At 68.9% G+C, this 12,564-nt stretch carries 9 protein-coding genes (1 of these 9 only partly in view); 6 read left to right on the top strand and 3 right to left on the bottom strand.

Annotated features, from left to right (window positions below):
- A protein-coding gene (locus D472_RS0104990) for a serine/threonine-protein kinase (RefSeq protein WP_033303190.1) crosses the window boundary here: on the top strand, positions 1-1,118 show its 3' portion. The gene continues 715 nt to the left of window position 1, outside the view; only the last 1,118 of its 1,833 coding nucleotides appear in the window; its start codon lies off the left edge, out of view; the stop codon is at positions 1,116-1,118.
- 49 nt (positions 1,119-1,167) lie between these two features.
- Here the strand turns inward: D472_RS0104990 and guaA are convergent, their stop codons facing one another.
- Both guaA and galE read right to left on the bottom strand, forming a co-directional pair.
- Positions 1,168-2,748 (bottom strand): glutamine-hydrolyzing GMP synthase, encoded by a 1,581-nt coding sequence (gene guaA / locus D472_RS0104985; protein WP_017603405.1) that lies wholly within the window; start codon positions 2,746-2,748, stop codon positions 1,168-1,170.
- A gap of 298 nt (positions 2,749-3,046) precedes the next feature.
- The gene (gene galE / locus D472_RS0104980; protein ID WP_017603404.1) at positions 3,047-4,060 is read right to left on the bottom strand and encodes a UDP-glucose 4-epimerase GalE; all 1,014 of its coding nucleotides are present in this window, start codon (positions 4,058-4,060) and stop codon (positions 3,047-3,049) included.
- Positions 4,061-4,225: 165 nt separating this feature from the next.
- Here galE and D472_RS0104975 point away from each other — a divergent pair, with 165 nt between their 5' ends.
- The 5 genes from D472_RS0104975 (at position 4,226) to D472_RS0104955 (ending at position 8,640) form a co-directional block, all read left to right on the top strand.
- Positions 4,226-5,443 (top strand): sensor histidine kinase, encoded by a 1,218-nt coding sequence (locus D472_RS0104975; protein ID WP_017603403.1) that lies wholly within the window; start codon positions 4,226-4,228, stop codon positions 5,441-5,443.
- Positions 5,440-6,135 carry a response regulator gene (locus tag D472_RS0104970; protein ID WP_017603402.1) on the top strand — a complete coding sequence of 232 codons (696 nt, stop codon included), beginning with the start codon at positions 5,440-5,442 and terminating at the stop codon, positions 6,133-6,135. The genes D472_RS0104975 and D472_RS0104970 overlap by 4 nt, the downstream gene beginning before the upstream one ends.
- A 101-nt stretch (positions 6,136-6,236) precedes the next feature.
- Positions 6,237-7,136 carry an ABC transporter ATP-binding protein gene (locus D472_RS0104965; protein WP_017603401.1) on the top strand — a complete coding sequence of 300 codons (900 nt, stop codon included), beginning with the start codon at positions 6,237-6,239 and terminating at the stop codon, positions 7,134-7,136.
- Entirely contained in the window at positions 7,136-7,897 is a 762-nt protein-coding gene (locus D472_RS0104960) for an ABC transporter permease (protein WP_017603400.1), read from the top strand. Before D472_RS0104965 ends, D472_RS0104960 begins: the two co-directional genes overlap by 1 nt.
- Positions 7,894-8,640, top strand: a complete 747-nt coding sequence (locus D472_RS0104955; protein ID WP_017603399.1) for an ABC transporter permease — start codon at positions 7,894-7,896, stop codon at positions 8,638-8,640. Before D472_RS0104960 ends, D472_RS0104955 begins: the two co-directional genes overlap by 4 nt.
- A 1,121-nt stretch (positions 8,641-9,761) precedes the next feature.
- Here D472_RS0104955 and D472_RS0104950 read toward each other — a convergent pair.
- A complete protein-coding gene (locus tag D472_RS0104950) occupies positions 9,762-12,230 on the bottom strand; it encodes an endonuclease/exonuclease/phosphatase family protein (RefSeq protein ID WP_017603398.1) in 2,469 nt (822 codons plus the stop codon).
- Between the last annotated feature and the right edge of the window lie 334 nt (positions 12,231-12,564).

Here is a 12,564-nt window from a genome sequence, read left to right as displayed (position 1 = left end):
CCCGGGCCCCGCCGTTGGATCGGCTGGTGGCACGCGCCCTGGCCAAGGAGCCGGGCCGTCGCCCCACCGCCCAGGACCTGTTGTTGGAACTCGCCGGGGGTGAGGAGGCCGGCAACCCCAACGACATGGTCTCCCACGCCCTACACCAGTCCTGGCGACCCAACCTGCCACCGATGCCGCCCGGTCATCCCGGTCCGGCGATGCGGCATCCGGCGCATCAGACCATGAGCGGTATGCACCACCCGGCGCCCGGCCCGTACCGGGCGGCCCCGCCCATGCCACCGCCCGCGCAGCAGACCGGCAACTTCACCCGCCAAGGTCCACCCCAACAGCCTCCGCCCGCACCGCACGCCTCCGCCGCGCCCCCTCCACACGCTCAACCACGCCAGATGCAACAGGGGCCACCCTCCGCACAGCATCCGGCCTCCACCGGCCCGATTCCGATGGTGCCGCCCGAGCAGCAGCGGGGTCCCCAGCCGTACGTACCGCCGGTGCCGCCGCCCCCGCATCGCCCCGTCACCCCGAGCAGGCGCGGAGGGTTGTTCTGGGGGTTGGTGGTGGCCGCCGCCGTCTCCCTGTTGGTCCTCCTCCTGATGATCGCCCTGGTGGTGAACACCGGCTTCTTCGCTTCGGATCCGGACGAGGGAGAGGCCCGCCCCGACGACCAGGGCCCCGTGGCCGAGGCCCCCGAGGAGGACGTGCCCTCCGAGCCCTCGAATTCCGGTTCCACCCACGAGGACGGCTCCGCGATCACCTCCGATGGCTCGGTCCACTATCGGGTGGAATCGGTCCGCTGCGAGAACGACCTCCCTGGACGTTCCTCGACGACCGGGCAGTACTGCGTGGTCGATTTGAGCCTGGAGAACCTGGGAGAGGTTCCACTGGACTTCGGCTCCGAGGAACAGAAGATGGTGACGAGCAACAAGCGTTGGTTGCCCGCGGAGACGCCGACGGCCACCGAGGCCCGGGCCGACCTGTGGTCCTCCATCGTCCCCGGCGCGAGCGCGAACGGTGAACTCGTGTTCATCCTGCGCCCGGACGAACTCCCCGAGACCGTGGAACTCGTTCACTCCTCGAACGAGGACCCGACCAGCATCAGACTTCCTCCTCCGAACTGAGGACGGGGCTCGGCGCACGCGCCGAGCCCCGCTCATGTTCGGGAGGGATCTACTCCCACTCGATGGTGCCCGGAGGCTTGCTGGTCACGTCCAGCGTCACCCGGTTGATCTCGCGCACCTCGTTGGTGATCCGGTTGGAGATACGAGCGAGCACGTCGTAGGGCACCCGCGACCAATCGGCGGTCATCGCGTCCTCACTGCTGACCGGACGCAGCACCACCGGGTGGCCGTAGGTACGGCCGTCGCCCTGCACTCCCACCGAACGCACGTCGGCGAGCAGCACCACCGGGCACTGCCAGATGTCCCGGTCCAGCCCGGCGCGGGTGAGTTCCTCGCGGGCGATGGCGTCGGCCTCCCGCAGGATCTCCAGCCGGTCGTGGGTCACCTCACCGATGATGCGGATACCCAGGCCGGGGCCGGGGAAAGGCTGACGCCACACCATCTCGGGAGGCAGGCCCAGTTCCTCGCCGACCTTGCGGACCTCGTCCTTGAACAGTTCGCGCAGCGGCTCCACCAGGGTGAACCGGAGGTCCTCGGGCAGACCGCCCACGTTGTGGTGCGACTTGATGTTGGCGGTACCGCTGCCACCGCCGGATTCCACCACGTCCGGGTACAGGGTGCCCTGCACCAGGAACTCGACCTCGGCGCCACAGTCACCGCTCTGGGCCACGACCTCCCGGGCCGCCTGCTCGAACACGCGAATGAACTCGCGGCCGATGATCTTGCGCTTGGCCTCGGGGTCGGTCACACCGGCCAGCGCGGACAGGAAACGCTCTTGGGCGTCGACCACCTTGAGTTTGGCTCCGGTGATCGCCACGAAGTCCTTCTCGACCTGCTCGGCCTCGCCCTTGCGGAGCAGACCGTGGTCGACGAAGACACAGGTGAGCTGGTCACCGACGGCGCGTTGGACCAGGGCACCCGCGACCGCGGAGTCCACACCACCACTCAGGCCACAGATGACGCGCTTGTCACCGATCTGGGTGCGAATGCGCTCCAACTGCTCCTCGACGATGTTCACCATCGTCCACGTGGGACGGCAGCCGGCCCCCTCGTACAGGAAGCGGCGCAGCACCTCCTGGCCGTGCTCGGTGTGCATGACCTCGGGGTGGAACTGCACCCCGAACAGACGACGGTCGGTGTCCTCGAACGCCGCGACCGGGGCGCCCTCGGTGCCGGCGGTCCTCGTGAAGCCCTCCGGGGCCTGGACCACGGAGTCCCCGTGCGACATCCACACGTTGAACTCTTCGGGTAGGCCCGCCAGCAGCAAGGAGTCGTTGGTCACGGTCAGGTTCGTGCGGCCGAATTCGCTGAGGTCGGTCTTTTCGACGACCCCGCCCAAGGCGCGTGTCATCGCCTGGAAGCCGTAGCAGATGCCGAAGGTCGCGACCCCGGTCTCGAACAGCTCGGCCCCCACGTTCGGGGCGTCCTGTGCGTACACCGAAGACGGGCCACCTGAGAGGATGATGGCCTTGGGTTTCTTGGCGAGCATCTCCTCGACGGGCATGGTGGAGGGCACGATCTCGCTGTGCACGTGACACTCACGGACCCGCCGCGCGATCAGCTGCGCGTACTGCGCACCGAAGTCGACGACGAGGACGGTGTCGAACGTGCTGTCAGCAGCAACGGACACGACGGAGGACCTTCCGCAGAAAAATCGGGATGTCCGTCCAGTCTAGGGCGTGTTCCGTGGACGTCGCCCGTCGCCGTGAGGAGCGCTACGCCACGGGCGTCCGTTCCGTTTCCGGTGCCGACCACCGAGTTCCCTCCCCGCCCGCCCCAGCGCTGCTGCCGGGCGGCTCCCGTCGGAACCCTCCCGACACCCACCATGAGGGACCAGTGGATCTTGCTACCAGGAGTAAGGAAGTCGATTTCCTTGCTCCTGGTGGCAAGATCACGCCGAAGGAAGAGCGCCCGGCACGCCCGCCGATTCAGCCCGCGAACCCCTGGGGGTTGGTCGACTGCCAACGCCAGGCGTCACGACAGGCGTCGTCGACGGTCAGTTGCGCCTTCCAGCCCAGGTCATGAGCGGCCGCGGTCGGATCGGCGTAACAGACGGCGATGTCCCCGGGGCGGCGCCCGACCACCTCGTGGGGGATCGGACTTCCCGTTGCGCGTTCGAAGGCGCGCAGGCCCTCCAGGACCGAGGTTCCGCGCCCGGTGCCCAGATTGTAGATCCGGTGCCCGGGAACGTCGGCCAGACGGTCGGCCGCGGCCAGGTGACCGGCGGCCAGGTCCACCACGTGCAGGTAGTCGCGGATCCCGGTGCCGTCCGGGGTGTCGTAGTCGTCACCGAAGACGCTGAGACGTTCGCGACGTCCGGCGGCGACCTGGGCGATGTAGGGGAAGAGGTTGTTCGGGACGCCCTGGGGGTCCTCACCGATCAGGCCGCTGGGGTGCGCGCCGATCGGGTTGAAGTAGCGCAGGGAGATGATCCGCCAGCGCGGGTCGGCGGTGGCCAGGTCGTCGAGGATGCGCTCGGCGAACAGCTTGGTGCTGCCGTAGGGGTTGGTGGTACTGAGCCGGGCGTCCTCGGGGATGGGGACCCGCTCCGGATCGCCGTAGACGGTCGCCGACGAGCTCAGGACGAGGTCGCGCACCCCGGCGGTGTCCATGGTCTCGCACAGGGTGAGTAGAGCGTCGAGGTTGTTGCGGTAGTAGCGCAGGGGTTGGGCGATGGACTCCCCTACGGCCTTGAGCCCGGCCAGGTGGATGACCGCGTCGACGTCGTGCCGGGCGAAGACCTCGCGCATCGCCTCGGGATCGGTGCAGTCGACCCGGTGGAAGGTGAGGGTCCGCCCGGTGATCCGCTCCACCCGGCGCAGGGCCTCTTCGTGGCTGTTGACCAGGGAGTCCACGACGACCACCTCGTGGCCCGCTTCGAGGAGCGCGACGGCGGTGTGGGAGCCGATGTACCCGGCGCCACCGGTGAGCAGGACGTTCATGTATCGCTTCCCTGATAGGGACGGTGCGGACCCTTACAGGATAGGCAATTCGACGCCTCGAAGCGGGGGACGCGCGCCGCCGTACCGACGCGCCGCGTTCGTGCCGTGGCATCTCCTACCGTGGCATGAGGTGCCGTCCCGTGCCGCCGGCTAACGTGGGGAACCATGTCCGTCTCGACCCCACGTTCGTTCGCCGCCCGTGCGAGGTCCTGGTCCCGTGAGCACGTGTTCGTCATGGACCTGATCTGGGCCGCGCTCTGGTTGGTCCTGATGGTGGGAACCTGGCCGCTGTCGTGGTCCTCCCCCTTCGATTCCGCCACCTACCTCGCCCTGGCCGTGGGGTGCTGCGCGGCGTTGAGCGTGCGGCGGGTGCGGCCGTTGACCTCCCTGGCGGTACTGGCCGTGCTGTTGATGGTCCAGGTGCTCTGGATGGAGCAGTTCACCACCCTGTCCGTGGTCTGCGTCCTCGTCGCCACCTACACCTCGCAGGCGCAGTTGTCGGTGCGGTGGCGCCGCGCGGTCCTGGTACTCCTGCTCCTGGGTATGGCCTGGGCCGTCCTCTTCGTTCCGGGCACGGTCTCGATGGAGGGCTTCGGTGTCCGGCTCACCTCCCTGGTGTCGGGGTGGACGATCCTGCTGCTGTTCGCCCTGCTCGGCACCGCGCGACGGCACAACCGGGAGGAGGTCGACCGACTCCGGGAACACACTCGGCTGCTCCGTACCCAGCGCGAACAGGAGCTGCGGTTGGCCGCCTTGGACGAGCGCACCCACATCGCTCGGGAGATGCACGACGTCCTCGCGCACTCGTTGAACGTCATCGTCGCCCAGGCGGACGGTGGCCGCTACGCGGCGCGTTCGTCCCCGGAGTCGGCGGTGACCGCGTTGGAGACGATCGGCCGGGTGGGCCGGGAGTCCGCACGCGAGCTGCATCGACTACTGGGAGTGCTGCGGGACGACACCCGTCGTGAGCTCTCCCCCACGCCCGATCTCGACGCCCTTCCCACGCTGGTGGACGAGTACCGGCGGACGGGTCTTCGGGTCCGCCTGACCCAGGACGGCCCACCGACGGACGAGGAGGCGTCCCCGCCCACCAGCGTCCACCTGACGGTCTACCGCCTCGTCCAGCAGTCCCTGGCCAACGCCCTCGAACACGCCGGCCCGGTCGCCGTGCGGGTCCACCTCGCGCGTTCTTCGGGGCTGATCGTGGTCACCGTGACCAATCCGGTCACGGGCACCCACGGACCCAGAGAGCGCAACGGTGGCCTCGGGCTCGTCGGGATGCGTGAGAGGATCGCCCTGCACGGCGGCGCCCTGGAGGTGGGGATGGACGAGACCACCGGCCTCTGGCGGGTCCGGGCGAGTGTTCCCTGGGAGGAGACGTGATCCGGGTGGGGCTCGCCGACGACCAGCGGCTCTTCACCGCCGGAATGGCCATGGTCATCGACTCCCAGCCCGACATGGCCGTGGCCTGGCAGGCCGTGGACGGGGCCGAGGCCGTGGAGCAGCAGCGCACGGACCCGGTGGACCTGTTGCTGATGGACGTCCAGATGCCGGGGACGGACGGGCTGAGCGCCACCCGCACACTGGTGGATTCGGGGGCGCGGTGCCGGATCGTGGTGCTCACCACCTTCGACACCGACGAGTACGTGATCGAGGGCATCGAGGCCGGCGCGGCCGGCTTCCTGCTCAAGAACACTCCCCCGGAGGAACTCCTGGAGGCGCTGCGCACCGTGCACCGGGGCGATTCGGTGGTCTCGGCGAGTTCCACCCGAAGATTGCTGCGGCACGTACGCCCGTTGCTGGGCGGCGGCTCGGGGCCGGAGGCTCCCCCGGCACGGGAGACCCGGCGCGCGTTGGAGTCGTTGACGCCCCGGGAGCGTGAGGTCCTCACGGCGGTGGCGCGCGGGTACACGAACTCCGAGATCTGTGAACTGTTGGTGCTGTCCATGCCCACGGTCAAGACCCACGTCGGCAACGTGCTGGCCAAGACCGGAGCGCGGGACCGGGTGCAGGCGGTGCTATTCGCCTTCCGCGCCGGACTGGTGGATCGTCAGGACCTGCTCCGCGACGCCTGAACCACCCGGCCTCCTCCCCCGGTACGAATCCCCTTTCGGTACCCCGGTCCGATGTGTCGTGCGGGTTCGTCGATGGAGTCTGCTCGGTGGAAGGAGGCTCCATGAGTCATGTCATCACCACCGAGGGGCTGACCAAGGCCTACGGGTCGCGCACGGTCGTGGACTCCCTGGACCTGCGGGTGCCCGAGGGGTGCGTCTACGGCTTCCTCGGTCCCAACGGGTCGGGCAAGTCCACCACGATGAAGATGCTGCTGTCACTGGTGCGCCCCAGCCGAGGCGAGGTCAGCGTCCTGGGCCGTCCCATGAACCACCGCACGAGGCACGAGCTGGCAGCACTGATCGGTTCCCTGATCGAGGCCCCTCCCGGCTACGGGCACCTGACCGGCCGGGAGAACATGGCGATCGTCCGCCGGATGCTCGGGCTCACCGAGCGTCAGGTGGAGCGCGCCGTGGCCACCGTGCGCCTGCGCGATCACATGGACAAGCCCGTCCGCGCCTACTCGCTCGGCATGAAGCAGCGGCTGGGCATCGCCATGGCGTTGGCCCGCGAACCCCGTCTGCTCATCCTCGACGAACCCACCAACGGGTTGGACCCGGCCGGGATCGAGGAGATTCGCGACCTGCTGAAGTCCCTGGCCGACGAGGGCGTCACCGTCATGGTCTCCAGTCACCTGTTGGACGAGGTCGACCGGATGGCGTCGGTCCTGGGGATCCTCGGCCGGGGGCGACTGATCTTTCAGGGCACCCGGGGCGAGCTGTTCGACCGCAGCACGCCGGACCTGGTCTTGGAGACCCCCGAACCCGAACGGGTCCTCGACCTGGGGTTGTCGGCCGTGCGCACCCACGAAGGGCTGCGCCTGTCCGGGCTGGGCGAGGACGAGACGGCCGACCTGGTGCGGCGGTTGGTCCACCACGACGTTCCCGTCCACGGCCTCTATCGGGTGCGTCGCTCCCTGGAGGAGGTCTTCATGGACCTGACCGGACGCGAGGGGCTGTCGTGATGCGAATGGCCGTGGGCCTGGAGGTCCACAAGACACGCCGGCTGCGGGTGTGGGTTCTGTGTCTGGTGATGGTGGTCGCCGTCGTGGCCCTGTCCGGGATGAACCTCTTCTCCGAGAGCGCGCGCGAGGGGTTCGCCGATCCGGCCGCGCAGCCCTGGGAGGCGCTCCTGCTCGGTCAGGTGATGATCGCGGCGATGACCTCGCCCGTCCTGGTGGCGGTACTCGCCGGACGTCAGGTGGACATCGAACATCAGGGCCAGGGGTGGTTCATGGCGCGGGTGGCCGGCCTGGGGCCGGGGCTGCTGTGTCGGGCCAAGGCCGTGGTCCTGGGCGTGGCCCTGACGTTCACGGCGGTGGCGCAGTGCGTGCTGCTCATCGCCGCCGGGATGGTCGCCGGAATCGAGGTCACGCTGCCGATCACCCTATGGGCGCGGTACGGTCTCTGCCTGCTCTTGGTGGACCTGGCGCTGCTCGGCCTGCACCTGTGGCTGGCCGCTCGGGTGGACAACCAGCTCGTGGGGCTCGGAGTGGGACTGCTGGGCGCGTTCTACGCGGTCTATGCCCTGCTCATGCCCACGTGGGTGGCCTACGTCCTGCCCTGGGGCTACTACGCGGCGATCTCGCCGGTGGCCGTGGAGGGGGATCGGTTCGTCGAGTCCGCCCCCGTTCCCTGGGCGTTCGCCCTGTTCCTGTGCGCCTCGGCGGCCCTGTTCCTCGGGGCGTGTCGGCGTCTGGACCGAGCCGAGGGAGGTCCGGCATGATCCTCGCCGAACTCACCAAACTGCGCCGCTCGGCCCTGTGGGCCGTCGCGATCGTGCTGCCGGTGCTCGCGGTCACTGCGGGAAGCATCAACTACGCCGCCAACCAGGGCGTTCTGTCCGCCGGGTGGGGGTCCTATTGGTCCCAGGTGGTGCTGTTCTACGGCCTGTTCTTCATGTCGATGGGGGTGGCCGTACTGGCCTCGGCCGCCTGGCGGATGGAGCACCGGGGACACAACCGGAACCTGTTGATGTCCACGCCCGCGCGGACCGCCGCGATCGTGGGCGCCAAGATCGTTTCGCTCGTCCTGGTGGTGGCGGTCATGCAGGCGATGTTGCTCACCCTGGTGGTCGTGGTCGGAGTGTTCGTGCTCGATCTGGAGGGCGCTCCACCGTGGGAGTACGTGGTCGTGGCCCTGCTCGGGGTGGTGGCCGCCCTACCCGTGGTGGCCGTGCAGTCACTGCTGTCGATGCTGATCCGGTCGTTCACCGCGCCCGTAGCCGTGGGGCTGTTGGGATGTGCGATCGGAACGGGTCTTCTGTACAGCGGTCAGGGTGGTGTGGTGTCCCACCTGTTCCCGCACTCCCTGGTCACCTCGGCGCTGTTCCTGGGCAACGGCGCCGTCGCCGACTCGGCGGGGCTCGATCTCGCCGCGGTGGGTCCGATCGTGTTCGCCGCCGTGGTCCTCACCACCGCGCTGTGGGCGCTGTCCGCGCGTCTGCTGTCCCAAAGGGACCTGAGCTGATCGGCTGAAGAAGGAGAACCCGAGGATTCCTTTGTCCACCGCACCGGCGGCAGCGAATACGAACCTTTCACCTTTTCCTTCGGCTTCACATTCCACATACCCACGAGGACCAGGGGAAAGGAGTCACTGAGGCTTATTCATAAGCCCTGTTCACAGCAGGGATCCGACCATCGCTCGAAAGGGCCGAAGCGGGACGATTCAGACGGATTTCCGTGTTCTGCCCACACAACAGCGCTCCTCCGCTGAAATCCGGGGTCGAGAGACCAACCAGACGAAGCAGAAGAGCCGTTGAACTTGCGGCGTCCAACCGGACTGCCACCCGAACAACTCACCGAGCTCACCGCCCGCGCCCACCACAGGCTCGGGCACCTCACCCGTCCCGGAGGCAGACCCGCCGCGCTGGGCCTGTACGCCTCCGTCGCCATGGTCATGGCCCTGCGAAGTCGATCTTGCTCCCAGGCTCACGGAAAACGCTTTCTGTGCCCCTGGGGGCAAGATCACCGGGCAACAGAGCCCGAAGCAGGGCCGCCGGACCGGTGGGCCTTCCTCCACCCCGGTCCGAAACCTGGTGCGGGCCTGTCGTTGCTTTGCCGACGCCCACGGGGAGGCGCCCACCGATTCCCACCAGGCGGACGGGAAGGCATTCGGCCGCCCAGCGGCCGGAGGGGGTCCGAAGGGAGCGGGCCAAGCTCCGGTCCCGGACCCGAGGCCCGGGACCCGAGCCCCGAGGGGGCCTCAGGCCCCCAACCACACCTTCCCCGTTTCCCGATAGCCGCCCACCCCGCCGTTGAAGCCAAGCGGGTCAAGGTGGAGCGCCCGCAGCGCAGCGAGGACGAACGACCTTGACGCGCGCAGCGCAAACGGCCACCATCACGCGGCGGGAAACGGGGGCACCCGTCACCCGCCTTCTTCGGGGGCGAAGGAACGTTCTCGTCGGTGGTGTTCGGGGTCGGTCACCAGCCCGCCCCTCACCGGTCACCGTCGTCATCCTTCGACCGTCCCCACCCTCATCCCTGGCCCTGTTCCTTGAGCTTGGCGACGGGTTGCTCCCGGGGGTGGCGGCGGTGATTCGGATATGGGGCTCGGTGCCCCGCCCGAAACGATGCCCCACCCCCGCCACCTCACCCCCGGTGCGGCGGAGCGCTACGCCGGGTGTCGATCCACAACACCTGCGGATCGTGGTCACTGACCTGGTCGTGGAACTCGGAGTTGATCCGGACCACCTCGTAGTCCACCCGGCCGGCCAGGGCTCCATTGACCAGGATGTGGTCGAGCGCCTGGGAGTTGCCATCGAAGACGTAGTTGTAGCCCTCGGTCGGCTCCAACAGGTCCACCATCGGGTTGGTGAGCACACCGTCGCCGGTGAGGACCTCCAGGGTGGGCGAGAACTGGAAGTCGTTCAGGTCGCCCATGACCACCAGGTTCGCGTCGGGGTCCACCGCCAAGAGTTCATCGGCGAACTCACGGACCAGTGCGGCCTGAGCGCCCCGCTGAACCTCACTGGTCCGGTTCGGCGGCTGATGGACACCGTGCAGGGACTGGTCCCCACCCTTGGAGTTGAAGTGGTTGGTGACCACGTACACGTCGCGGTTGAGCGCCCGAAAGTGTCCCACCAGCGGCTTTCTGCTCGACTCCCAAGCCTCGTCCTCGGGACTGATCCGGCCCGGGGACACCGACAGCTCAGCGCCACGTTCCCCCTCGACGACCTCCACGTCGGTGGTGGCGTCACCACCCTCCACGTCCACGAACCGCACCCGCTCGGGGTTGAACAGGAAGGCGTTGCGGATGTTTCCGCCGGGGACTCCGCCGTCCTGCTTGTCCTCTGGACTGATCTGACGCCACTCGTAGGTGGGACCTCCCGCGTCGGCGATCGCCTCGACGAGACGGTCCAGGGTGACGTCGGCGTCGACCACCCCGTCGTCGGTCTCACTACTGTTGTCCTGGATCTCCTCCAGGCCCACGATGTCCGGATCACCGACGTAGTCGACGAACCCTTCGGCCAAGGCGTCGAAGTCGGCCTGATCGTCGGCGCCGCCGAGGTTCTCGACGTTGTAGGTGGCCACGCTGATCTCGTGGCGCTCGGTCTCGCGAACCGGCCGCCGCTCCAGGTCACCGGAAACGTGCTCGCCCAGGGTGGTGGCGCGGACCAGATAGCCGCCGAACCGGTTGTAGTAGACCGGGCCCTCGGTGACCCCGGCGAGGGTGTCGCCGACGTTCGCCTTCGGGAAGGGCCGCACCTGGCGGTCCAGCAACGACTCGATCTTCACCCGACCACTGTTGGGGTCCTCGTAGGAGCCGTAGTGGACACCGCCGTTGGCGGTGCGGTTCTGGTCTGGCCGGGTGGTCACCCACAGGGCGTCGTAGCCGTCTGTCGGGGCGATGACGGGAGCGTCCTCCACCCGGACGAGCATGTGCTCGTGTGCGGCCCAGAAGTCGAGGGCGTAGGTGTCCGGCTCCAATTCCAGGTCGGTGACGTCACCACCGTGGTCGGGCGCGTAGGCGTCCGGGATGGTGTCCGCTTCGAGCAGGACCGACGCGGGCAGGTCGTTGCCTCGGGAGACCGTGGTCCAGCGGCCCTGATCGAGCTGGGTGATGGTCTGCGCGCCGGCCTGCGGACGGTATTCGCTCACCCGTCCGGCGACCAGGACCTCGTCGCCGACCGCGACGTCGGGCGTGGTGGAGCCGGTGAAGACGAACAACGCCTCGCTGGTGCGCGGGTCGTCGTCGCCTTCGGTGTCCTGGAACCAGAAGCCTTGGGCGCTACCGAAGGCGTTGATCGCGGTGACCACGCCGGGCAGGCCGGTGACCTGCTTTCCCACCAGGGGTGAGGTTCGGGTGACACCTTGGACGTCGTGGATACGCAGGTCGCCGGGATCGACCGGGTCGTCGGGGTCACCGCCACCCGGGTCCTGGACGGTCTCGCCGGCACCGTTGGTGGGGGTCGGAGCACCGATGGTGAAGTCGGCGGAGTTGTTCCCGGTGTCGGTGAAGGCGTCGTCGCGGGAGGCGGAGGTGGTGTTACTCGTCCCGGCTGCGGGCGAGCCGGCGAAGATCGCGGCCCCGCCGTAGCCGACCACGTCGACGATGGTCGTTTCCTGCGCGCAGGTGGCGGCGGTGCGGCACTCCACGGCCGAGGTGCCTTCGACCAAAAGGACCGCACCCGCGCTCGCGGACATGTTGATGGTGCCGGCGGCGTCGGGTTCGGGGAGTTCGGTGGTTCCGCCCGCACCGGCGGCCTGCCGGATCAGGTAGTGCCCACCGGCGGGGATCTGACCGTTGAGCGGAGTGACCTGTACCCGGGTGTTCGGTCCGGGGCGGGCGGGCAGGTATTGCACGCTCCAGCCGGACAGGTCCAGCGCTTGGGCGGTGGGGTTGCCCAGTTCGACGAAGTCGTGGCGCAGGTCCGCGCCGCTGTTGCCACCGCCTCCGTAGACCTCGCTGATCACGGGGCCATCGGTCTGGGCCAGGGCGGGTGTGGAGGTCATCAGGCCGGCGCCGAGGGCCACGACGGCGAGCCCGGCGAGGACTCGGCCACGTGGGGCGGGAGCGCTCTCGGTCGGTGCGGGGGGTCTGAGCGGGGTTGGGGACACGCCTGCTTCTCCGATGGGTTCGGGGTTTGGGGGTTGTGCGGGCACATCATCGCGGGTGGGGGTGTCCGGTGGAAGGCAGGTACCTGAAAAGAGGGCGAAGCGGCATCCGATCGTTGTGTTCCCACGATGACGGAGCGCACCGACCCTGGTGGGAGCCCTCAGGTTCGAGCCCCTCACCGACCCGGCCCTGGGCACTGGTCCGGTCCATCCCCGTATCGGCACCCGGAAGCCGGGCTGAGGCGTCCTGCGAAGCGGGGCGCCGAGGAGCTCCTCGGCGCCCCGATCACCCGCACACCCTCACAGACGGGGGTCGACCGGTTCGGTCTCCAGCGCC

It is taken from the genome of Nocardiopsis alkaliphila YIM 80379, from assembly GCF_000341005.1.
In the GTDB taxonomy this organism is placed as follows: Bacteria; Actinomycetota; Actinomycetes; order Streptosporangiales; family Streptosporangiaceae; genus Nocardiopsis; species Nocardiopsis alkaliphila.
The sequence above is the reverse complement of the archived record's forward strand: the minus strand, read 5'-3'. Positions and strand labels throughout refer to the sequence as shown.